The sequence below is a fragment of the Acidithrix ferrooxidans genome (assembly GCF_000949295.1).
Lineage (GTDB): Bacteria > Actinomycetota > Acidimicrobiia > Acidimicrobiales > Acidimicrobiaceae > Acidithrix > Acidithrix ferrooxidans.
Genome location: NZ_JXYS01000018.1, coordinates 35726 through 58514 on the forward strand (window position 1 = coordinate 35726; position 22789 = coordinate 58514).

General features: G+C 48.2%; 19 protein-coding genes. 5 read left to right on the forward strand and 14 right to left on the reverse strand.

Annotation, left to right across the window (positions count from 1 at the left end; translation table 11 throughout):
* Nucleotides 1-10: 10 nt before the first annotated feature.
* The 4 genes from AXFE_RS03460 to AXFE_RS03475 are packed head-to-tail and all read right to left on the reverse strand — an operon-like array spanning nucleotide 11 to nucleotide 4410.
* Nucleotides 11-928: a GDP-mannose 4,6-dehydratase gene (locus AXFE_RS03460; RefSeq protein ID WP_052604496.1), complete on the reverse strand. Its 918-nt coding sequence runs from the start codon at nucleotides 926-928 to the stop codon at nucleotides 11-13.
* A 1-nt stretch (nucleotide 929) separates the two neighbouring features.
* Complete coding sequence (locus AXFE_RS03465; RefSeq protein WP_052604497.1) at nucleotides 930-2066, reverse strand: glycosyltransferase family 4 protein; 1137 nt, start codon at nucleotides 2064-2066, stop codon at nucleotides 930-932.
* Nucleotides 2067-2120: 54 nt separating this feature from the next.
* Nucleotides 2121-3251: a glycosyltransferase family 4 protein gene (locus tag AXFE_RS03470; protein WP_052604498.1), complete on the reverse strand. Its 1131-nt coding sequence runs from the start codon at nucleotides 3249-3251 to the stop codon at nucleotides 2121-2123.
* A 4-nt stretch (nucleotides 3252-3255) separates the two neighbouring features.
* The gene (locus AXFE_RS03475) at nucleotides 3256-4410 is read right to left on the reverse strand and encodes a glycosyltransferase family 4 protein (RefSeq protein ID WP_052604499.1); all 1155 of its coding nucleotides are present in this window, start codon (nucleotides 4408-4410) and stop codon (nucleotides 3256-3258) included.
* 584 nt (nucleotides 4411-4994) lie between these two features.
* Here AXFE_RS03475 and AXFE_RS03480 point away from each other — a divergent pair.
* The 3 genes from AXFE_RS03480 to cofE all read left to right on the forward strand — a co-directional run bounded on the left by AXFE_RS03480 (nucleotide 4995) and on the right by cofE (nucleotide 7764).
* The gene (locus AXFE_RS03480) at nucleotides 4995-5969 is read left to right on the forward strand and encodes an NAD(P)H-dependent flavin oxidoreductase (RefSeq protein WP_052604500.1); all 975 of its coding nucleotides are present in this window, start codon (nucleotides 4995-4997) and stop codon (nucleotides 5967-5969) included.
* Between the two features lie 129 nt (nucleotides 5970-6098).
* Entirely contained in the window at nucleotides 6099-7040 is a 942-nt protein-coding gene (gene cofD / locus AXFE_RS03485; protein ID WP_052604501.1) for a 2-phospho-L-lactate transferase, read from the forward strand.
* A gap of 4 nt (nucleotides 7041-7044) precedes the next feature.
* Complete coding sequence (cofE, locus tag AXFE_RS03490) at nucleotides 7045-7764, forward strand: coenzyme F420-0:L-glutamate ligase (RefSeq protein WP_160291719.1); 720 nt, start codon at nucleotides 7045-7047, stop codon at nucleotides 7762-7764.
* Between the two features lie 77 nt (nucleotides 7765-7841).
* Here the strand turns inward: cofE and AXFE_RS03495 are convergent, their stop codons facing one another.
* The 9 genes from AXFE_RS03495 to AXFE_RS03535 all read right to left on the reverse strand — a co-directional run bounded on the left by AXFE_RS03495 (nucleotide 7842) and on the right by AXFE_RS03535 (nucleotide 17175).
* Nucleotides 7842-8822, reverse strand: a complete 981-nt coding sequence (locus AXFE_RS03495) for an NAD-dependent epimerase/dehydratase family protein (protein WP_160291720.1) — start codon at nucleotides 8820-8822, stop codon at nucleotides 7842-7844.
* Nucleotides 8823-8834: 12 nt separating this feature from the next.
* Nucleotides 8835-9905 carry a nucleotidyltransferase family protein gene (locus AXFE_RS03500; protein ID WP_052604504.1) on the reverse strand — a complete coding sequence of 357 codons (1071 nt, stop codon included), beginning with the start codon at nucleotides 9903-9905 and terminating at the stop codon, nucleotides 8835-8837.
* 153 nt (nucleotides 9906-10058) lie between these two features.
* Nucleotides 10059-10820: a hypothetical protein gene (locus AXFE_RS03505; protein ID WP_052604505.1), complete on the reverse strand. Its 762-nt coding sequence runs from the start codon at nucleotides 10818-10820 to the stop codon at nucleotides 10059-10061.
* Between the two features lie 134 nt (nucleotides 10821-10954).
* Nucleotides 10955-11836, reverse strand: coding sequence for a glycosyltransferase (locus AXFE_RS03510; protein ID WP_052604506.1), 882 nt, complete (start codon nucleotides 11834-11836; stop codon nucleotides 10955-10957).
* A 48-nt stretch (nucleotides 11837-11884) separates the two neighbouring features.
* On the reverse strand, nucleotides 11885-12769 hold the full coding sequence (gene rfbD, locus AXFE_RS03515) for a dTDP-4-dehydrorhamnose reductase (RefSeq protein WP_052604507.1): 885 nt from the start codon (nucleotides 12767-12769) through the stop codon (nucleotides 11885-11887).
* An 86-nt stretch (nucleotides 12770-12855) separates the two neighbouring features.
* Nucleotides 12856-13869 (reverse strand): dTDP-glucose 4,6-dehydratase, encoded by a 1014-nt coding sequence (gene rfbB, locus AXFE_RS03520; protein ID WP_052604508.1) that lies wholly within the window; start codon nucleotides 13867-13869, stop codon nucleotides 12856-12858.
* Between the two features lie 101 nt (nucleotides 13870-13970).
* Nucleotides 13971-15050: a glucose-1-phosphate thymidylyltransferase gene (locus tag AXFE_RS03525; RefSeq protein WP_052604509.1), complete on the reverse strand. Its 1080-nt coding sequence runs from the start codon at nucleotides 15048-15050 to the stop codon at nucleotides 13971-13973.
* A gap of 17 nt (nucleotides 15051-15067) precedes the next feature.
* Entirely contained in the window at nucleotides 15068-16213 is a 1146-nt protein-coding gene (locus tag AXFE_RS03530) for an acyl-CoA dehydrogenase family protein (protein WP_052604572.1), read from the reverse strand.
* A gap of 170 nt (nucleotides 16214-16383) precedes the next feature.
* Nucleotides 16384-17175: a biotin--[acetyl-CoA-carboxylase] ligase gene (locus AXFE_RS03535; RefSeq protein ID WP_052604510.1), complete on the reverse strand. Its 792-nt coding sequence runs from the start codon at nucleotides 17173-17175 to the stop codon at nucleotides 16384-16386.
* A 52-nt stretch (nucleotides 17176-17227) separates the two neighbouring features.
* Between AXFE_RS03535 and AXFE_RS03540 the strand changes: the two genes are divergently transcribed.
* Both AXFE_RS03540 and AXFE_RS03545 read left to right on the forward strand, forming a co-directional pair.
* Nucleotides 17228-18997 carry an acetyl/propionyl/methylcrotonyl-CoA carboxylase subunit alpha gene (locus tag AXFE_RS03540; RefSeq protein ID WP_052604511.1) on the forward strand — a complete coding sequence of 590 codons (1770 nt, stop codon included), beginning with the start codon at nucleotides 17228-17230 and terminating at the stop codon, nucleotides 18995-18997.
* 225 nt (nucleotides 18998-19222) lie between these two features.
* Nucleotides 19223-20413 (forward strand): amidohydrolase, encoded by a 1191-nt coding sequence (locus tag AXFE_RS03545; RefSeq protein WP_082058452.1) that lies wholly within the window; start codon nucleotides 19223-19225, stop codon nucleotides 20411-20413.
* A 1012-nt stretch (nucleotides 20414-21425) separates the two neighbouring features.
* On the opposite strand, the gene AXFE_RS03550 is transcribed toward AXFE_RS03545, so the two are convergent.
* Nucleotides 21426-22781 carry a dihydrolipoyl dehydrogenase family protein gene (locus AXFE_RS03550; RefSeq protein WP_052604512.1) on the reverse strand — a complete coding sequence of 452 codons (1356 nt, stop codon included), beginning with the start codon at nucleotides 22779-22781 and terminating at the stop codon, nucleotides 21426-21428.
* Nucleotides 22782-22789: the final 8 nt, after the last annotated feature.

Below are 22789 nucleotides of genomic sequence, written 5' to 3' on the forward strand. Positions count from 1 at the left end.
GTAAATCGGGCTATAGGCGATCTTGCCAATATGACAGAACATCTAATAGGGTTTCGTCGAGACTGAATTTCGCTTCGAAGTCAAGATCCCGAATCAACTTTGAACTATCTCCAACTAGTCGCGCAACCTCAACCGGTCGGACCAAGGTGGGGTCGGTGGTCAACTTTATCTCAACGCCCAAAAGGTCAATCATGCGATTTATAAGATCCAAGACCATGACTCCGCGACCAGACGAGATATTGTAGAGGCTGTTTGCCTCTCCTTTTAAGGCTAAATCGACGTACGCTCGAACCACATCACGGACATCCAGAAAGTCTCTGACTGCATCAAGATTACCGACGGGAATCGATGAGCCTCCATCGCGCTTTGCCTGGCAAAGTCTCCTGGCAATCGCAGCGACTAAGAAGTTATCCGATTGATTGGGGCCAATATGATTAAACGGGCGTGCAACTATCGCATCCAGCCCATAGGCACGACCATATTGCAGGACAAAGGTCTCCCCGCATAGCTTCGAAGCGGCATAAGGGCTAAGCGGCATCGGCGAGACTTTCTCGTCCACCTTGTCAAGCTCTTTATGGTTGCCATACACCTCCGAAGAAGAGACATATACAAAACGAAGTTTCACATTCCTAGTGGCGATAGCTCTAAGAATATTGAGCGTTCCACCAGCATTTATCGACAGATACCTCTCTGGCTCGCGCCAGGAGGTTCCGACATGGCTCAATGCGGCAAGGTGAAAAACCACCATCTCGCCACCAAGATCAACAAAACTTTCGATTTCAGAACTAATGACCTCAAAGTCACAGATATCGCTATCAGGCGTCAACTCCGTGGCTTCAATTCCTCTTTGGCGAAGTTCCCCCAGGAGATATGGTCCGACAAATCCTCTGCTTCCAGTTACAAGCGCGCGCAAATTCTCCCCCGACATTTCAAATTGATAGAATACTACGATAGAGCTCTAAGTGCCGTTGTCCACTTATGGTCCATGAATACTTCGCTAGGAGTTCATCCTTGGAGCTAAGGCCTAATGATCTATCCCTCTCACCACCACCGAAGTGGTCATAGACCCCTATTATCGCCTTAGCGATCTCATCGGTATCATAGGGATTCACAAGATAAGTCGATTCATTTGCATATTCGGCCATCGCAGAATCAACTGACGTTATCAGCTTTGACCCCATAGCCAACGCTTCTAAACCCGGAAGGCCAAATCCCTCCTCGAGAGAGGGATAGAGTGTTGCAACCGAGCCGGCATAGAGCGAACCCAAATCGGCGTCAGAGACATATCCCAAAACCCTGATTTTACCGCTCTTCACGAAGGGCTCCATGGTGGCAAAGAATTTCGAATTTCGCCAACCACTCAATCCTGCAATAACAAATTGAAGGCCGGGGATCTTTGTAGATGCGAAGGCATCAAGGATGCGCCCTAAATTTTTACGCGGCTCGATTGTGCCACAATAAAAGAGGTATTCATCTGATATTCCATGGCTTAGCTTAGTTACCGCAATCGATTCAGAAGAGACTACCCCAAATTGACTTACGTCCACTCCATGAGGGATGACCACTCGCTCCCCACTGTTAGGATAGAAAAGTTCAAAGCGGTCTCTGGCGAATTGAGATGGGAAGATCAATGCATCTGCCCGCTTGGCCGCCTTAGCGATTGCATGACGAAAAAAGCCCACTTTAGTGCGCTCGTGCCACTCTGGATGATCGATAAAGGTTGTGTCGTGAACCGTTACAACCACTCTTCCACCAAATGGCTCTGGCGAAGTATAGTGAATTCCGTGGTGCAATTTAACATTTCTTCGCCGAAGTTGCGAAGCCATGAATAGGCGTTCGTAGGCTAAGCGACTAACGCGACCATTTGGCACCAACTCAGCAAACCTTAAAGTCGGAATCAGAGCCGTCATACGATCGCCATCACCGCTTCTAGTAATCCCCAGAAACGAAAGTGTCTCTTGGTCATTTTGATCCAATACTGCCTTTAGCATCTCGATGCCATACCGGCCAGCGCCAGTTAGGCGATTAGGAATTGCACTCAGGTCGATCGAGATCAGCCCCTCCATTGAATATATTCCTTTGGCTCTATCTCATAAATCATTCGGTCTCCTGCGATCTCTCTATATGCCATAGAACTGCCTACCTATAGTCAAGGCCGATTGCGACCATTTCATGGCAGAAATTGTGATCAAACCTTCACGAACGACCCTAGAAGAAACCTTCGAATCGGTCACTACCTCAACGATTCCTCTTGAGATATCCTCAATCGAATATGGGTCAACTATTACAGAATTCTCAGATGAGGTTGAGGGCAACAAGGATGCGACCACCGGGGTAGCAGATGCCATCGCCTCAATCGGTGGAAGGCCAAACCCCTCGAAAAATGGAACATAGACAAGGGCGCTCGCCCGTTGGTAAAGGCCGGCCAGTATCGAAGCGTCCACCCTACCAACGAGGTGGACACCCTTGGTGGGCGCTATGGCCTCTCCCCAACCACTAGGACCAACTACCACCAGAGGAAACTCACCCCCGAGAAGCGGCCGAGCCATTTGAAGAGCCTTTATAACCCGGTGAAGATTTTTCCTAGGCTCCATCGTGCCCACAGACAAAATAAACGGGGAGGATACTCCGACCCTGCGCAACAGGTCATCGGCTCCGAGTAGGTCGGCGATGGGCAGATGGTCCGAACCAGGCGGAACAAGAGTAATTCGATCTCGGTCAAAGCCTGCATCGACAAGGTCGTCCAAAGATCGATTAGAGATTGTAATAACAGAAGAAGTTGAATTCAAAATCTTCTGAAGTCGAGCTTCGTGCCAAACAACTCCACGAGGAGTCAACGTCTCAGGCACGATTCTATGAGCTAGGTCATAGATGGTATAAACCTTGGAACTTGGGCCACCTCGCAGGGGTCCTGCAATGGAAAGGCTCAACAACCTATCAAAACCCTTTGGTGTCGAAAAGTTGCTATAGTCCCATAGTCGATTGAGAATGCGGTTGTGGACAATGGCATTGGAGTACTTGACTCCGTATTCCCCAAATGGATCCGGTGACGATCCCTGCCATTTGGATCCAAAGATCTCACAATCCACCCCTGATCTAATCAGAAGTGGGGCCAACTCAGCCAAAATATTATGAGTAAAGGCCCCAATTCCACCCGGCACTATGGCGTGTAGCTGCTCTGGGATAATAAGGAGTCGCCCATTTTGAGTCAGATTCGCCACATTGCCCCTCTCTTGTGTCTCAATCTCCAAAGCCTCAACTCTTTTGGACCTCAATAGCTTTCAAATAGATATCTCTAAGCCCTAGAGCGCACTTTGCCCAGGTATATCTACCAACGCGCTCAGTTCCACGAATTCGAAGCTGCGCAACTAATCGATCGTCGTTCGTCATTACTTCAATCCTCTCACCAAGACCATTCGCATCACCCACATCGAAATAATCGACCGCGTCACCAAGTACCTCTGGGAGAGATCCCGCCCTAGAGGAGATCACAGGAACCCCCATGGTCATCGCCTCAATGGGCGGAAGTCCAAAACCCTCATAGATTGACGAATAGACAAAGACCGACGCTTTTGAGAGGAGCCATCTGCGCATCGCAGAAGTTACATAACCCGGTAGAACTATTCGATCCGCAAATGGAGACCTGGAAATCCTCTCTTCAACTTCGTCGGATCCCCATCCCGGACCACCGGCGATCACGAGCATCAAATCCTCATTTGCCCGTGCGGCAACCTCAAATCCTCCAATCAGAGTTAGAAAGTCTTTCCGCGGTTCAATCGTGCCTAAACCCAAAACAAACGGGCGCCCATTCAATGCGACCCCTTCTAGGGCTGGATCAAAATGATCGTCACTCACACTAGCTGACCCCGCCGCCAGCTCGTGAAGCTGAGCAACACCAGGTGCCACTGCTATAACTCGTTCACGATCAACTCTAAAATTCTCAACAACTTGCTCAGCGATAAATTCGCTGTGGGTGTGGACCAAAGCGCCATTTTCTATCGCCCGCCCCACCAATCGGGGGAAGGCTAGCGTGGCAGGTTCGGCCAAAGAAGGATACAAAAGTGGCGTAAGGTCGTGAACCGTAACAACTCTGGCGGCCCTCGCGCTAGGAGGTACCACGAAGTTCGATCCATGAACTACATCTAGGCTCCCAACGAAGAGTTCAATTGGAGGGAAGTTAACCTTCGACCAGAGCTTCTGAAGCGGTCGGGCGGGCATTGGTAGTTGTTTTGACGGAGCAACTCCGCCTAGAGCGGCTGGCAACCGACCTCTATTCCTCCACGTAACCGCAAATGTCCTTAGATCAACCCCTTCAAGGGAATCGAGACTGCGAATTGCTCCAGAGCAAAACTCCCCGACTCCGGTTCTAGGCCCCAACAATGGCGTGGCATCAAATCCCACTTTTATCATGACTTTTACAATCTCGTTCGCAAAACCTTAGTAACGTAAAGATAATCGCCCACCTAGTCAAAAAAGACAAATTGAACCTCGCCTGTTCTAAGAGGCCGACATAACGCCACTAACTTTACCAATTGACAGCTCAAACAGACCGATTGCCAAGAGATGAGGAGCTAATTTCACAAGCGCTCAAATAAATGCAAAAAAATGAGTCTGGGTGAGAAGTTACCGCAATAGCGAATCTATTGACTTCTAAAACCAATTCGAATCACAGTTCACCAAAGAGCCGTGGAATTCATCAGATAAAAGTTCTGCATCAATTCGCTGCTTCAAATTTGGTGAAGGCCTGAGCCATAGGAGCTATCCGGGTAACTCCTTATCTAATCTCTCTAAGTAATTATTTAGCTGCAGGTTACAACTGAAAAATTAAATTGAATTAGCAAACAATCAAGTCCGACCTAATTAAATCACCTAGCCACTTACGAACCACATGTTGGGGTGTGTCAGATAGAGTAGTTTGGAATCAAACAATATTCCGCCAACGTAAGATCGCGCCAGAAGATACTTTCAAGCAACCAAAAGGAGCCAGCAAAGAAATGCACCCTATAGCCAAAAGACTTACTCAATCTCTACGAATTCCACTTATCGGCGCGCCACTTTTTATAATATCAAATCCAAAACTCGTGGTCGCTCAATGTCAAAGTGGCGTCGTTGGGTCATTTCCAGCCTTAAACGCAAGACCAACCTCACAATTTGACGAATGGCTCTTTGAGATCGAAGAGGCACTCGCAGTAGGGGAAGAGAGCGATCAAGACACCAAAATTGCCCCATTTGCTGTCAATCAGATAGTTCATCGATCAAACGATCGCCTAGATGCAGATTTGGAAGTTACAATCGCGCACAAGGTACCCATCGTCATCACTTCCTTAGGTGCTAGAAGCGACGTCTTTGACGCAGTCCATGAATATGGGGGAATCGTTTTTCATGATGTCATAAATAAAAAATTTGCCGAAAAAGCCTTGGAAAAAGGGGCAGATGGCCTAATCGCGGTAGCATCTGGAGCCGGAGGTCACGCCGGATCGACCTCACCGTTGGCTCTAATCTCTGAAATACGTGAAATCTTTGACGGACCTCTACTGCTATCAGGCGCTATCGGAAACGGAGCTTCACTTCTCGGGGCAATCGCTATGGGTGCAGACTTTGGATATGCGGGCTCAATCTTCATCGCCACCACAGAAGCTAATGCATCGGCGCCACACAAAGAGATGGTGGCAGCCTCAGACTCCTCAGATATCGTCTACACCTCCCATTTCACTGGAGTTCATGGCAACTATCTCAAGCCGTCGATATTGGCATCTGGGCTAGACCCAGATACCCTGGAAGCTAAGTCCGCAACGACGATGAATTTTTCAAGTTCAGGTACAAATGTAAAGGCGTGGAAAGATATATGGGGCGCCGGTCACGGAATAGGCTCGGTCAAAGCCGCCCTAACCACAGCCGAGCTCGTCACTAGAATCGAGGAAGAATTCATGGCAGCAAAGATCTCGTTGGCCGAAAGATTAGCGCTCTAGCCACCAAGTTTTATGTAGTTCGTGGGTCAATAGAGCTCAAAATGTCACTATCAGATCAACAATTTCGTGAACCACCCCTCCCTTGGGAAAGGGGATTACACTTGCGTTAGTTCAAATAGGATCGTACAAATGATTACAGTTCTTTGCGGCGGAGTCGGCGCCGCCAAATTCTTAGAGGGCCTTATCGCACTGGATCAAAGCCAAGAGATAGTCGCGATCACCAACGTCGGAGATGACGATGTCATGCACGGCCTATACATCTGCCCTGATTTGGATACCATCACCTACACCCTTTCAGGCGCGGTAAATCACCAAACCGGGTGGGGCCTCGCCAACGAAAGTTGGCGTACCATGGAACGCCTAAAGGGCCTAGGTGGCAAGGTTTGGTTCCAATTGGGAGATTTAGATCTCGCGACTCATCTCTTTAGAAGCGAACGCCTCAGAGAGGGTGCCACGCTCGAACAAGTTACCAAAGAGATCTCAGACAATGCCGGACTGAAATTGAAGCTACTTCCTGCCACTAACGACAAGATACGAACAAAGCTCGAGTTGGTTCACCCATCCGGAGAGACCGAGAGCACCTCATTCCAAGAGTACTTCGTAAAGTACCAACATAAGCCAATAGTAAAAGACGTTTTCTATGTGGGCTCTAAGAGTGCGAGCCTGAGCCCAAGTGTCATAGAGGCACTTGAAGAGTCAGAACGTATCATAATCGCACCATCTAACCCAATACTTTCAATTGGACCAATTCTTGCAATTCCCAAGATCGCCGAGACAATTGCCAGACGTCGAAGCGACGTGGTGGCGATTTCGCCCATAGTGGACGGTAAGGCGTTAAAGGGACCGGCAGATAAAGTTCTTGAAGCCTTTGGGTATCCAGCTAGCGCCCTTGGGGTTGCCCAATACTATCGCGATTACATCTCAAGGTTGATAATCGATCAGATCGATTCAAATTCCATCGATCAGATCGAGTCCCTAGGGGTAAGAGTGGTCGCCACTAATACCATAATGACCACTATTGATTCAAAGATATCATTAGCGGCTTTGGCCCTAACATCATATGAGAGATAGGACTATGGATCCAAATCAAAGTGGAGTCGTTACCGCCATAGCCATCCACGGATTACCCGAATTCAAAAAGGGCGATCCCATAGCCGATATCGTCATTCAAAATACCACTTTGAACCACCATGACGTTATCGTCGTTACCTCGAAGATCGTTTCAAAAGTTGAGGGACGCATCATTCAGGCGCCTAATGACGGCTTCACGCCCGAAGAGATCCATGCAATCATCATCGGTGAATCAAGACGCGTCCTACGCCAAAGGGGTCAGCTTGTGATCACAGAGACCCAAGGCGGCTTCGTCTGTGCAAATGCTGGAATAGATCAATCCAATATGCCAGATGGTGCGATCTGTCTCCTACCTGCCGACCCAGATCGCTCAGCTCGAAGAATAAGAGATCGAATCAAAGCACTTATCGGAATAGATGTCGCAGTAATTATAAGTGACACCTTTGGCCGAGCTTGGAGGCGCGGCGTTACAGATATAGCCCTAGGATCAGCTGGAATAGGTCCAATCTCTGACTTGAGGGGTACTCTAGATAGCAACGGTCGCCCCCTTGTGGCTACGGAAATAGCTATCGTGGATGAAATTGCCGCAACCGCCGAACTCACAAAGCCAAAGTCAGGGGCTATTCCCGTTGTTATAGTGCGAGGAATAGATCCGAGCCATTTCCGTGAAGGCTCAGTTAAGGACGAGATAATTAGACCCTACGGAGAAGATCTCTTTAGGTAATAGTCAGCTTAGGTAGTAATAGACTTAGAGAATAGTCGAGGTTCGCTTGCCACAATTTGACCAAGCCTCCCTGTCGATTACTTCTCCTTTGAAGCCTTATTGATTCGCCGATGAACAAATTCATCAGGGTTAGATCGATACCAATCGACTAAATCCATCAATCCATCACTTAACGAGGTAAAGTGATGCCAACCAAGTTGAGTCTCGGCCTTGACTGCACTTAAGGCACTCCTTTGGATCTCACCCTCGCGCTTGGGCAGGAGCCTTGGACGAAGTGTACTTCCTGTCACATGGACGATCTCTTCATGCAACCTAGCGATCGTCGTCTCTATGGATGTCCCAATATTCAAGACGAGGCCACCACCATTGTCAATCGAGCGGACTAGCGCATCTACCACATCATCGACGTGAACAAAGTCTCGACTCTGGCTGCCATCGCCATAGATAGTACAGGGTCGGCCGGCCAAAGCTCGCTCCATGAAGGTTGAGATTACCCCACTCTCTCTGGAACACCCTTGGCGGGGACCATAGACGTTGGCAAAAACCAAAGCTGTATATTCAAGGTCGTGGTTGCGCCGATATATATCCAGATAGTCTAAGACTGCCCGCTTTGAAGCACCATAGGGCGAGATTGGATCGAGCGAGACAGACTCATCCAGCGGAAGAAGATCAGCTGGAGGATCCCCATAGATCGCTGCAGATGCGGCAAAGATAACTTTAGAACAACTAGCGCCAAGTGCTGCCTCAAGGATCCTGAGCGAACCACCTAGATTCACCGCCACATCTTCTAAGGGGTTATCCATGGAGAAAGTTACATCAGTCTGAGCCGCCAAGTGGAAGATGACCGAGGGACGTTTACGTTTAGTCAACTCAATCATCGACGCAGAACGCACATCCATTTGATGAAAGGCCAGCGAGCCTAGCCATTTAGCTCGGGCATATGCCAAATTTGCTAGGCGACCCGTGCTGAGATCGTCCACGATGTCGACAAATAATCCCTGGGATAATAGCCGCTCGACTAGGTGCGAGCCAATAAATCCCGCACCACCCGTAACCATGACCCGATCCATCTAGCTCGGAATCTTTTGACCGCTTAGACGTTCGCCCGCACCAATGTCGCAGCCAAGTGCAAGGACTGAGAGCTCCTCCACGATCGTCTCGGGTGGAACCTCTACTTCATCGCCAATTATTGAATCGGTTATTCGCGAATATGAAGCCACGATTGCTCGATCCATCACAATAGAATCCTCTATTACTGCCCCTGCCTCAATAACCACCCCGTCACCGATTATGGAGCGAAGAATCACTGCGGACTCAGCTATTCTGGCATTTCGAGCGATCAAAGAGTCTTCACTTACCGTGTATCCCTTTGGAAGTTTGCCAACCAACAAAGACTCCTTGGAGGAGATGGAGCCTCCACTCGCCCCCACAAGTATCCTTCGAAAGTGCATGGAAGTTGAATAGAAGTTACTCACCGTGCCGGCATCTACCCAATACCCTTCAAAGGGCTCAGCGAATAGGTGGCCATCTGAGACAAGTTGAGGAAAGACCATTCGCTCTATGGAAACGCGCTCCCCACTTTCCACCGACGACAGAGCTTGGGGCTCAAGCACGTAAATGCCTGCATTTATAAAGTTTGATGGGGCTAATTCGCGCGCTGGCTTTTCTATAAAGGCCAGTACTCGACCCGCCGAATCTGTTGGCACCACGCCAAATGCCGAAGGATCTTCAACTGGAACTAAGGCAATAGTTGCCAAACCACGATTGTTCAAGTGGGCGCTAACCAAGGTCTCCAAGTCAAAATCACAGAGAACATCGCCATTTACAACTAGAAATGTGCTGTCAATCCCTGCGTATTCGGCTGCAAATTTAATAGCTCCTGCAGTATCAAGTGGAGTCTCTTCTACCGCATAACAAATTGGCACCCCGCCAACCTTACCGCTTGGAAAGGCCTTGATAAAGACGTCAGGCTTATAGCCAAGCGAAAGTACGACCCTGTCAACTCCAATTTGTCCAAGCCTCGTTACAACTCGCTCGAGCATGGTTATACCGGCCACTTTGAGCATCTGCTTTGGAATCTCGTGAGTAAGTGGACGCAAGCGCGTACCCATACCTCCGACTAGAACAACTGCTTGCAACATGCCTCCTTGCGCCACCTAAGGCCGAAGCGTCGGGTGCGGACCTTGTAGAACCATCATACCCTTAGAAATTTTAAAAACAATATCGAAACGCCTCTTGAACTTCACATTCTCACAAGACAAAGGTGTGGAAATTGTATTTTGGAAAACTCTTTGCTAACCCTGTGCCTTTGTCGTAGAAGTCGCTGGAGCCGCAGTTGTCGCTGGAGCCGCAGTTGTCGCTGGAGCCGCAGTTGTCGCTGGAGCCGCAGTAGTTGTGGTTGTAGCAAGTGCTTGTGTTACAGGCAGGTTTACGAGCGCCTTAGTAGAATTTGGCTTTGGAAGAGACTTACCATTTGCCACCAAACCAACAGTTATGAGCTGCTGATTTCCAAATACAATATTTGCAGGATTTCCGGTGACGATCTGTCCTTTACCCAAAAGTGAAGACCAAGTCTCTACCTTTATCGAAGCAGGCTTACCATTGCATGTTTGACCTGTTGCCAAGGAGGCATGTCCTGGATAGGTCACCTTTGACGAGGAGACATAAAGACCTGAATAATTCAGAACAAACTTGCCAAAAGTGGCATTAGAGCCCTCATCCAACTTGGTTTTAGGCGATACAGTTATCAAGCCATTGCCCGTTGTATAAAATGAGAGCTTCGTTGTATTCTTTTGGGCTGGGAGATTAGGTAAAAAAGTTCCACAGTCATAGACGCCAAGTGCAACGTGCCACGTTGTACCCACAAGGGGAGGCGCAGCCTTTGCTCCTGTTGGATTGAGTCGTTGATACCGCGAATATCCGATCACGAAGAATCCCACCACCACAACTAATGCTATGGATGTATAGAAACCAATAGGTACAGCGCCGCGCCTAGACCTACTGCCACCAGTTGCGGCCGCTCTCGCCACTCTTTTACCTACGGATTGCTTTGACATATGATTTCTTGACTCACTCCGAATAGATTTTTAGCCCTTACCACTCTAGCCGTTGAGGGGAAAATGACGCTTAGCCACAATAAATCCCTTGACTATCATCGGCGAATAGCATAAATTTCAAGTCTTTTAGTCGACTAAAGGGTCCTACCTTCTAAAAAACGTCTGTATCTCGTCACTGCAATCGTAATCAAAAATCGCAGGACGACACCGACTCCCACCAAAGGTAGAGCCAAAGCCTTGTACCCCAAAAGCGTGGAACTCGAATAGATCAAAAGCGAACGGTGGTGCATGTAGGCCACAAAATATGGTCGAGAACTAGACGATCTTCCTTGATAATGAATAGCTACCGCCTCCCTGTCGTAGCCAATATCATATCCCTTTGCTATTATCCGTCGACAGAGATCTACATCTTCCATGAACATAAAATAACGTTCGTCGAAGCCACCAACCTCTCTAAAAAGGTCGCTTGAGATCAACATCGCAGCACCCGAAATCCAGCGATCATCTCCAACGCTCTCGTTCTCGATAGAGTGATAACGCCTTGAAAATGGATTATTACGCCACAGTTGTCCAAGGACGGCATGAAAAGCCGAAACTGCCAGAGACGGGAAGCGACGTACCGATGGATAGATTTCTCCATCGCTATTTTTTATAAGTGGTCCCGCTATGGCGACATTGGTTCGCTCTTTGAACGAGGAGAGCTCTAAAAGCGCATCACCGCTTATAACACAGTCCGGATTGCAGATAAAGAGGTCAAAACCCAAAAGGTCCTTTGATACCTCGTTTATTGCTCTCCCGTAACCCAAGTTCCCGACCATGGATCTTAGGACCAACCTAGAAGTATCGATCTCATTATGAAACTTCTCTTTTATCAATTCCATCGATCCGTCACTACTTGAATTATCAGCTACGACTATCAATTCGCTAGGCCCCATCAACAGGGCGCCTATACAATCACACAGCAACGAGCCGGTATTGTAGTTGACGACAATCGACGCTATCTTTGGAGATGACATATCACTTGGGCCTTAAATTAAAATTCCATCTCATAAAGATTCAGCGGGCTAGAGATAGCTATCCCGCAACTGAGCTATCAGACAAGATACAGACTCCTGCCAGATTGGAGTCTCTCCATAGCCTCCTAGACGAAGGGCGCTGTGATCCAATACCGAATAGGCCGGTCGAGGAGCTTTGCGCGAAGAATCCAACTGACTTGTGGCAATTGGTAGAACTCGCGATGGATCGGCCCCTAAGGTTTCAAAGACAAACTTAGTCAAGTCATACCACGAGGTCACTTCGCAATTTGTGACGTGATAGATCCCACTTTGTCGATCCGAAATCAGTTTAATCATGACATCGACCAAATCTGTGACAACCGTGGGTATCCCAAACTGATCATCGACAAAGGTAACATCTCCTTGGCCCTTAGAGAGGCGAATCATCGTCTTTAGGATGTTATTGCCGTATTTGCCCATGACCCAGGCTGTGCGAACTATCAGGTCGCTAGAGTCAAGTTCCAACTCCCCAGCCAACTTAGACTTTCCATAGATCGACAAGGGATCTGGCGCATCCCACTCCCTATAGGGTGTCGTTCCTAGACCATTAAAGACGTAGTCAGTGGAGAGATAGAAGACACTCGCTCCTACTCTTCGTGCGCCTTGCTTTAGAAAACGTGTCCCCATTGCATTGATGGAATAGGCCAATTCGACTTCATCCTCGCAAAGATCCACTGCCGTCAGCGCACCACAGTGAACGATGATATCTGGCAAGAAGGAGTCGATCGCTCCAAATACCTCAACTCTGTTGGTAAAGTCAAGTTCATCCTTGTCGGTCGCCAAAACCTCCCATGAACTTTCCTTTTGAGCAACGGTTTCAACGAACTCCGAGCCAACCTGACCCTTTGCGCCTGTCACTAAAAGTCTCAATATGACCTCAATCCAATTCGTCAAAAGACGACATCATTTGGCACTTTAGCCACTGACAATGTGTAGCAATGGGTGCCAGAGAAAATAAGTTCCGATTAGGAAGTGAAATACTACTTCGATATCCAGCTGCTGCCAGGGCCCTCTACGACAGGAGCTCGAAGTTTCAGTGGCTCCCACCAGCTTCTATTTGCAACATACCAATCAATTACGTCGGCAATTCCATCGTCAAATTCAATCTCAGGCTCCCACCCAAGCTCTTGGCGAATCTTTGACGAATCCAACAGATAACGTCGATCGTGACTGGGACGATCAGGAACAATGGTCTTAATTGACTCGTCCTTATTAAGGTGCTTGACGACTAAGTCCGCAATGTCTAGAATGCTCTTTTCAACGCCAGTACCTACATGATAGGTCTCGAACTCGCGCCCCTTGTTGATGACGAGATCTATCGCCTTGGAGTGGTCTAGGGCATGTATCCACTCTCGCCTATTGGAGGTCGAGGCATATAGCGGAAGCGGAAGGTCATCAATTGCATTGGTAACAAAAAGCGGAACCACCTTTTCAGGAAATTGATATCGGCCGTAGTTGTTAGCGCAGTTCGTTATTGAAATCGGGACCCCATAGGTCAACGCATAGGAGCGAACAACATGATCTCCGCCAGCCTTAGAGGCGTTATAAGGCGTCCTAGGCAAGTAAGGAGAGTCTTCCTTGAATCCTCCTTCTTCATCTAGATCCATGTCTCCATAGACCTCACAGGTGGAGACGTGGTGAAAGCGATCCACCTTAGCACGCCTCACACCCTCCATAAGTCCTTGAGTACCCATAACATTCGTTTGAAAGAAGCGACCTGGATCCAAAATAGCCAAAGAATTATGAGACTCAGCAGCGAAGTTGACCACGACGTTGATCTCAAAACGCTTGAGGCTCTCAAAGACTAGATCGCTATTGGCAATATCGCCTTTGACGAAATGAAAAGAAGTAGCGACGTCGTCGAGCGAGTGAATATTGCCCGCATAAGTCAATGAATCATAGACAACGATGGTATCGGCGGGATGTGCCTTCATCCAGTATCGAACGAAGTTGGATCCAATAAATCCAGCCCCGCCAGTCACTAAAATATTCATTAAATTTCCATCCTAAATGGTATTGTTTCCAAAATAATTCTGGCCTATGGTAGCTTAACTAAGCGCAGAAATCCGCTATCAAAGCTCCATTTAAAGCAAAGCTAAGCGATTTCAACGATCGAATGATCCCCAACCACGAGCCGATTAGCTATCGGGCGAGCTTGGCGCCGGCGCACCGTTACTTGCTTGCCCAACACTGACCCCTCGAGCGACTGGATACCATCCACAGTAGTCCCGGCTAAAAGGATCGAATTTTCAATCTCCGTTGCCTCAATCAGGCAATCCTCCCCGATGGAGGTAAATGGCCCTATGAAGCAATCTTTCAAGACGCTTCCACGTCCTATAATTGCCGGCCCTCGAAGACGCGATCGCAGAATTGTCGCTCCTTTTTCGATGATTACCCGCCCCTCAACGACAGAAAGTTCATCTACCACTCCCATGGTATTTGCTTCAATGTCTTCAAGAACAAGGCGGTTACCCTCTAATAGAGCTTCGGGCTGTCCGAGGTCCTTCCAATATCCTGAAATCTGCTTACTGGAGACCCTGGCCCCTGAATCTATAAGGTATTGAATTGCATCAGTAATCTCAAGTTCCCCACGTGCAGATGGCATTATTGATTCGACAGCCTTGTGAACCGAGGTGTCAAAGAAGTAGACCCCGACTAGCGCCAAGTCCGACGGCGGCACCTTTGGCTTTTCCACCAGTCCCTTTACGTGGCCATCATCATCCAAAATGGCCACGCCAAATCTATGAGGATCAGGGACCCTTGCAAGTAAAATCTCCGCACAAACTCCTGGCTCGCGCTCACGAAAGCTGTTGGCAAATTCTACAATTCCGTCTTTTATGAGGTTGTCCCCTAAGAACATGACAAAAGGAGAGTCACCTAGAAACTCCTTGGCGATCATGACACAGTGTGCAAGGCCAAGTGGTTGCTCCTGGGGGATATAAGTTACCTTCAATCCAAAGTCGCTGCCATCGCCAACTGCAGCCATGACCTCTTTGCGGGTTTCGCCAACTATCATTCCTACCTCAACCACTCCGGCCTCGGCCAGAGATTCAAGAGCATAGAACAAGATCGGTTTATTTGCTAAGGGAACTAATTGTTTGGCAGAAGTATGGGTTATTGGCCGCAAGCGTGTTCCAGTACCGCCCGCAAGCACGAGTCCCTTGAGTGTCGTCATAGCGCTTTAGATAATAATCACTTTTGGGGCAAGCCAAGGCTACGGGCTATCACGAGCCTTTGAATTTCCGAGGTACCTTCCCCTATTTCTAAGATCTTGGCATCACGGTAATGGCGCGCAACAGCATTGCCTTCAATGAAACCTGCTCCCCCAAAGATTTGGGTTGCACTTCGCGAAACTTCGACGGCGGCCTCGGTCGCAAAAAGTTTTGCCATCGCCGCGGCCTGCTTGTATGGCTTGGAATTATCTTTGAGCCAAGCAGCATGATAGACCAGATGACGCGCTGCGCTCGCCTTAGTGGCCATATCTGAGCACATGAAAGCAACCGCTTGATAACGTCCTATTGGTCCGCCAAATGCATTTCTAGTCTTGGCATACTCTATGGATTCGGCCAGACATCCCTCTATCAGTCCAAGCGCCAAAGCAGCTATTGCGATTCTTCCATCATCCAATATCGAAAGAAATTGCGCAAAACCTCTGCCTTTTGCACCCAAAAGGTTCTCATAAGGAAGGCGAACTTCATCCAAAGAAAGGCCGTGGGTATCAGATGCATGCCAGCCTAATTTGCGATACGAAGGCTCAACGACCAGGCCCGGAGTTCCACTAGGAACCAAAAACGTGCTCACCCCGTCCTCGTCGCGGGCCGTAACGGTAATAACAGAGGTTATCGGTGTTCCGCTATTGGTGATATAAGCCTTTGAGCCGCTAATAACCCATTCATTGGTCTTTTCGTCCAAACGAACTTTCGTTCGAGTTGCTCCTGCATCTGAACCTGCATCCGGCTCAGTAAGGCCAAAAGCTCCTAGAGCCTTACCTTCACACATCGAAGGCAAATATCTCATCTTTTGCTCTTGTGAACCGAATGAAAAAATCGGATTCGCGCCCAAGCCAACGCCCGCGGACAAGGTGATAGCGACGGAAGAGTCCACCTTAGCAAGTTCTTCAATAGCGATACAAAGGGTCGAGAACTCTAAATTTAAGCCGCCAAACTCCTCTGGAAAAGTGATCCCAAAAGCTCCCAGCTCGCCAAGCTTAAGGATTGTATCAAGGGGAAATTCACCCCTTTCGTCCCAAAGATCAGCATAAGGGGCGATCTCTTTAGCCGCAAAGCTCTCGATCAGCTCTCTAAACTCTTCTTGGTGGTGCATTAACTCAAAGTCCATAGTCCTAAAGCCTATCGCTTTAGAATCGACCAAACAATTTAACTTCCAAAACCACATTCACCACCATGGCCTCATCTTTGAGTTTGTTCCAACTAAGTCAGTTCAAATCCGCCCCAGTCAAAAAAGTGGATTTACAAATGAAAGCAAGCTTTAGTTCATCTGGAGCGACTTCAGCTAGAGCGAAAGACGTGGTGTACATCACCTGCTTGGACTGTCCTAATGCAGGAGTCCAATTCGACTAACAGATGGCCTTGATTCGATATATCCAATACGTTGCCACTTATCGATTCACCATCGTTCAATTCCACCCTTACGAACGAACCAATGGTCACGCATCTAGAGCGATATTGTCGCAATATCTGAACCTTCGGCGCAGGGTCTCCTTGGCTCATAGGTAGATATCGTCCAGCAAAGGCCTCGACAATGCGGCTGGCAAGCAAGAGTCTCATTGACAGATCCAGTTGATTCCCCGTCAAAATCGCCATCGAAGTCGCGTTACGCTTGAGAACCTCAAGCCGGCTATGGTCCTGATTAACATTTATGCCCATTCCAATGATCATGAATCTTCCGGATTTACTCTCACCCACCTCTGATAACATCCCAGAGAGTTTGGCACCTCCCACTAAAATATCGTTGGGCCATTTGATCTCGGCGACTACCCCATAGTCCTGCAATACCTCACAAGCAGAGATCGACATAGCCATGGTGGCATAAAAATAATCATCTAGAGGAACTCCGGGACGACACAGAATCGAAAAGAGCAGAGAGTCGCCGGGTTCGTCGATCCAGCTCCGCCCAAGACGGCCTTTACCACTTTCTTGATGATTAGTGCTTAGAACCATTCCCTCTGGAATATCTTCGATGGCACAAAGACGACTCAACTCGGTATTTGTGGAGTCAATACTTTCTATGTGTCTTAATTTCCAACCATTGTTGAGGTCAAGTTGTATCGTATAATCCATACATGCGAAACTAGACCATAAAATGATTGGTCAGCGCAATGAAAGGATACCGGTGTTCAAAAAAATTCTTGTCGCAAACCGGGGCGAGATCGCGGTAAGGGTGATTCGCACGGCAAAGGAGATGGGCATTGCCACTGTGGCTGTCTACTCCGAGCTAGATCGAGAAGCCTTACATGTACGCTTGGCCGATGAGGCCTACGCCTTAGGCGGACAAACAGCGGCCGAGAGCTACCTCAACACGGATGCAATCCTCAATGCGCTAACGCTTAGCGGCGCCGACGCATTACACCCTGGATATGGCTTCTACTCAGAAAACACTGACTTCGCACGAGCCATTGGCGAGATCGGAGTGACATTTATAGGGCCACCTCCCGAGGCTATCGAGGTGATGGGCGACAAGATCTCCTCACGGATCGCTGCTACAAAAGCAGGCGTCGAGGGAGTTCCTGGCACGGTAGAAGTCATCAAATCACCAGACGAAGTCATCGCCTTTGGAGAAGAGTTCGGTTGGCCCGTGGCAATCAAGGCAGCCTACGGTGGGGGCGGACGCGGAATGCGCGTAGTCAACTCGCCACAAGAGGCAGCTCAAGCACTAGAATCTGCCCAAAGAGAGGCAGAAAAAGCGTTTGGACGCTCTGAGAGCTACATCGAACGATATTTAACTTGGCCACGTCACATAGAAATGCAGATCTTTTGCGACAACTTTGGTAATGCGATCTGGCTCGGAGAACGAGATTGCTCATGCCAACGTCGCCACCAAAAACTTATTGAAGAATCTCCTGCACCTAACTTTGATGACTCTGTACGCCAAAGAATGGGAGAGGCGGCGATCAAAGTCGCACGAGCCTGTGGTTACAGAAACGCTGGTACCGTAGAATTTCTCTTTCAAGACGGAGAATTTTACTTCTTAGAGATGAACACGCGCCTCCAGGTCGAACATCCAGTTACCGAAGCGATCACCTCTCTTGACCTAGTAGAACTTCAAATCCGAATCGCAGCTGGAGAACCTCTTGGTATCACTCAGGACCAAATAAAGAGATCCGGACACGCCATTGAGATCCGGATCAACGCAGAAGACCCATCCGGCGGAAAGTTTCTACCTTCACCGGGAACTATCACCAAGTTCACCGCACCTAACGGTTTTGCGACCCGTTTGGATGCAGGATACATTCAAGGCGATACGGTATCTCAATTTTACGACAACCTAGTTGGTAAGGTAATAGTCTGGGGTAAAGACCGAGAGTCAGCACGGCGACGAATGGTCAGAGCTCTTGACGAAATTCAAATTGAAGGAATTCTTACTACAATTCCAGCACAACAAATTCTTCTTGAAAAAGCTGACTTTATAAATGCGACTCACTCAACCAAATGGGTTGAGGGTGTCGAGGAACTAAAATCCCTAAAGGTAGCACGTCCTACTTCGACGGACGATCAAGGCAACGAAGTCGTGGCACGAGATGTAACAGCCGAAGTCAACGGTAAGAGGATCAACGTTCGCCTCTACCTCCCTGAGATAGCAACCTCTGTAACATCTGCCCCTCTGGCACCTGGAAGAAAGGGTGCAGCTTCGCCTAGATCGAGATCGCATGCACACGGCGCCACTGGTGGTTCCGGGAAGATCTCCGTTCCAATGCAGGGCACGATCGTAAAAGTTTCAGTCAACGTTGGAGACAAGGTTGATGCGGGTGACACCGTTTGCATCTTAGAGGCGATGAAGATGGAAAATGCAATCTTGGCCGATAAGGCTGGAGAGGTAACCGAGGTTAAGGTTAAACCAGGAGATACGGTTGGCACCGGAGATATTGTCGTTGTAATCTCCTAGCTGAAACCCCTTCGCAGATCGCTACGATTCAAACTAAAAATAAATAGAGAAGATGGTCCCAAAGGCCTTTGAGAGCATCAAAGGAGATTCAGGGCCATCTTCTCATATACCTGAATTGATCTCCCAAAAGAGCCAGAGACTAACGTCAGGATCTAAAATTGGCGCGAATGACCACAAATTAAGTCTTGTATAATCTCTAAGTGTCACAGACAACTCGGAGGAAAAGTGTCAACTCAAATCAATGGAGCACTTGACTCCACTGCTGCCCAGATCGGTGATCTCTTAGTAGAACTCTCCCACAAAATCCATGCCAACCCCGAAGTGGCATTCGAAGAATTTAAAGCATCTCGCTGGACAGCTGACATCCTTTCGAACGCCAACTATGACGTGGCTTTCGGAGTCGCAGAGATGGAGACCGCTTACGTTGCTACGATCGGCAATGGAGACTTGGAAGTAGCTATCTGTGCAGAATATGACGCGCTTCCTGACGTCGGCCACGCCTGTGGTCACAACATAATTGCAGCTGCCGCAATTGGGGCTGGACTGATCCTCGCACCTTTAGTAGAAGAACTTGGCCTCAAACTATCCGTAATGGGAACGCCTGCCGAAGAAGGTGGCGGCGGAAAAATTCTTATGCTAAATGCTGGCCTCTTTGAATCAATAGATCTATCAATGATGGTTCACCCAGCCCCAAGCGAATTTGATAGAATGCCATGCGTAGCAGCTCAGCACCTAGAAGTTGAATTCTTGGGAAAAGAATCTCATGCAGCAGCATTTCCTCAACTTGGCATCAATGCTTTAGATGCAATGACGATCTCACAAGTTGCCATCGGCCTGCTGCGCCAGTCGCTCTATCCGGGTGAGATGATCCACGGTTTCATTACCCATGGAGGAGAGGCTCCCAATATCATTCCAGCGAGGACAGCAGCTGACTACATCGCTCGCGCAGAGACCCTAAATCAACTTAAAACCTTAGTTCCACGCATAAGGAGATGTTTTGAAGCTGGCGCAATCGGAACAGGATCAGAGCTCAAATTCATTCATAAATTTGAGGCATACTCCGAGTTCATAACTGATGAAACATTAGCTGCAATCTACCGAAGAGAGGCAGTTGCCTCTGGAAGGACGATTTCAACCTCCCCAACGCCAGCCATGAGGGCATCTACCGACATGGCTAACGTTTCAATGGCCATCCCGTCAATTCATCCCATTCTTGGCATTGACTCTCTTCCTGCTGTCAACCATCAACCCGAATTCACAGCCGCCTGCATTACCCAAAGTGCCGATAAAGCAGTAGTGCAAGGTGCTCTAGCCATGGCAAGGACGATCGCCGCAGTCGCATCGGATCAAACATTGAGAGCCGAATTTATAAACGGTAAAAAACGAATTGCCCTCCGCCAGCAGATGGCCAGCTAACCGAAGCTAGCCATAAATCAAGTTTCATCAGCTTTCATCTTCCAACTTAAAAAGACAGCCACCGATGGTGCTTCGTCGTTATCGGTGGCCTCGACCAAGGAGAGCTGATAGAGCTATGGTGCAACTTTCGAATTAGAAATATCTCAGCCGAATCGGTATAAATCATCCCCATGGCTACCGTCACATTGATCATTTGCAACTTGGCGTTGGAAGCTATTAAAAACTCCTCTTTTGATCATCTGAATGATCTCAATATCTTCTAAAACTCTCTGCCAACCGCTAGGTCAGATTTAGCCTATCAATATTATTGATTCCCCATCTAATGATATTTATAAATCTTTAATTTAAAATATATTGGCAATACCAACAGCCATAATCACATAACCAAACCACCAATAAGTGTCAGTCTTGATATGATTTGTAGTTAGATGCAGTCCAAATAAAAATAGGCCAAAGCGACATCTCGATCCAATATTGCTTCATTATAGAATCGATATCCTTGGGATTTGCCAAGCAGAAATGCCTTTACGAACTTGCTCCAAAGGCTCCTCTAATAGTGCATAATTTAGTCGGTCCAGAAAAATTTTAATGACTATGACACGAGTCCAGTGACACATGCTCGACATCTTGCTAAATTATAGATGTGGTCTGGCCCAATAACATCTTTTCAATAAAATCCATTATAAGGATCACTTGCGAAACCATATCAAACAAAACACAGTTCATTATTCGGCTCGAATGATAGTTACCTGAATATTCTAATTTAAATATATTTCAGCTTTGAGCCACATCATATTTAGCAAAATGCCTTACTATGCCGTTTAAAACCAGACCAATTTTACGAATATTTAATTGAATAATATAAACCATATCGTAATCAAACCAGGACAACTCTTAAAAATATGCCCGTGATAAATTAGCCCTTGTAAATATACAATAAAGATTGAATTCAAGCGCAACTGGCCCCTCGGCCGATCGCTTTAGCGATGTAAACCGGCCGACCAAGGCACTACTACTCCGCAGCGTCTGCTAGGGCCTCAGCCAGAGCTGGATGCACCATAACAGACTCTACGATATCATTTACCTTCAAATGTGCAGTCACCGCCAGAGCGATAACCGAGATAAGTTCGGCGGCATTATGGCCCACTATTGACCCCCCAAGGACGACACCAGTAGCTGGATCGGAGACAATCTTTACAAACCCGCGAGAATCACCGTCAATAAGGGCGCGAGCATTGGCGGCAAATGGAACTTTAGTCACTCGAATCTTTCGTCCAAGCGCAAAAGCTTCCGCCTCGGCTAAGCCTACGTCGGCGATCTCTGGTTCGGTAAAGATTGCAGATGCAGCCTTCTCGTAATCAAGATGACGGTGCGTCCTCGAGTCGAGTCCAAGAGCATGTTCTGCCACCTTGCGCCCTTGCATCGATGCCACAGAGGCAAGCGGAAGCTTTCCTGAGATATCACCGGCTGCATAGATATTTCTCAGGTTAGTAACACAGTGGTGATCGACAGGAATGTGGCCTGAACGATCAACATAAACACCAGCAGCGTCTAGCCCTAGCGAATCTGAATTTGGGATAGAGCCAATGGCAAAGAGCACGTGTGAACCACTGATAACCCTCTGATCGTCACATTCAATAGAGACGCCATCCACATCCTGTTTGAGGCCAATAGCCCTTGCCCCCTTATATAGCTTTACCCCCGACTCTAAAAAGTCTGCCTCAAGGGCTGCAGCCACTTCAGGGTCTTTAGCGGGCAATACTTGCTGACGTGAGACGATCAAAGAGACCTTAGAGCCAAAGGATCTAAACATATGAACAAATTCCACGCCCGTAACACCAGAACCAACGACGATCAAATGCTCAGGAATGACAGGCGGTGGATATGCATCCCTCGTCGATAGAATCCTTTGACCATCTACTACAGCCCAATCTGGAATACGTGGACGAGAGCCTGTTGACAAAAGTACTGCATCGGACTCTATCTCACGAATGCCGTCTTCAGCCTCTACCTGGATTCGAGTTGGAGAGACCATTCTTCCTACGCCGTTGATGATAGTCACGCCTTGACTCTTCAAAAGTGCCATCTTGGACGCGGCGAGACGCCCCGTTATCGATGAGACCCGACTCTTTAGCGAGTCCAGATCGATCTGTGCCGTAATTGGCATTAGGCCCATCTTTTCGGCCCGTTTTGTAAGAGCCAGAACGGCTCCAGTGGAGATCATAGCCTTCGAGGGGATGCAATCCCATAGATTGGCAGCACCACCCACGATATCGCGCTCAATCAAAACGACTTCGGCTCCCATACGGGCTGCGTGGGTCGCGGCCTCAACTCCTGCGGGTCCTCCGCCAATAATTACAAATTTCACGCCTCTAG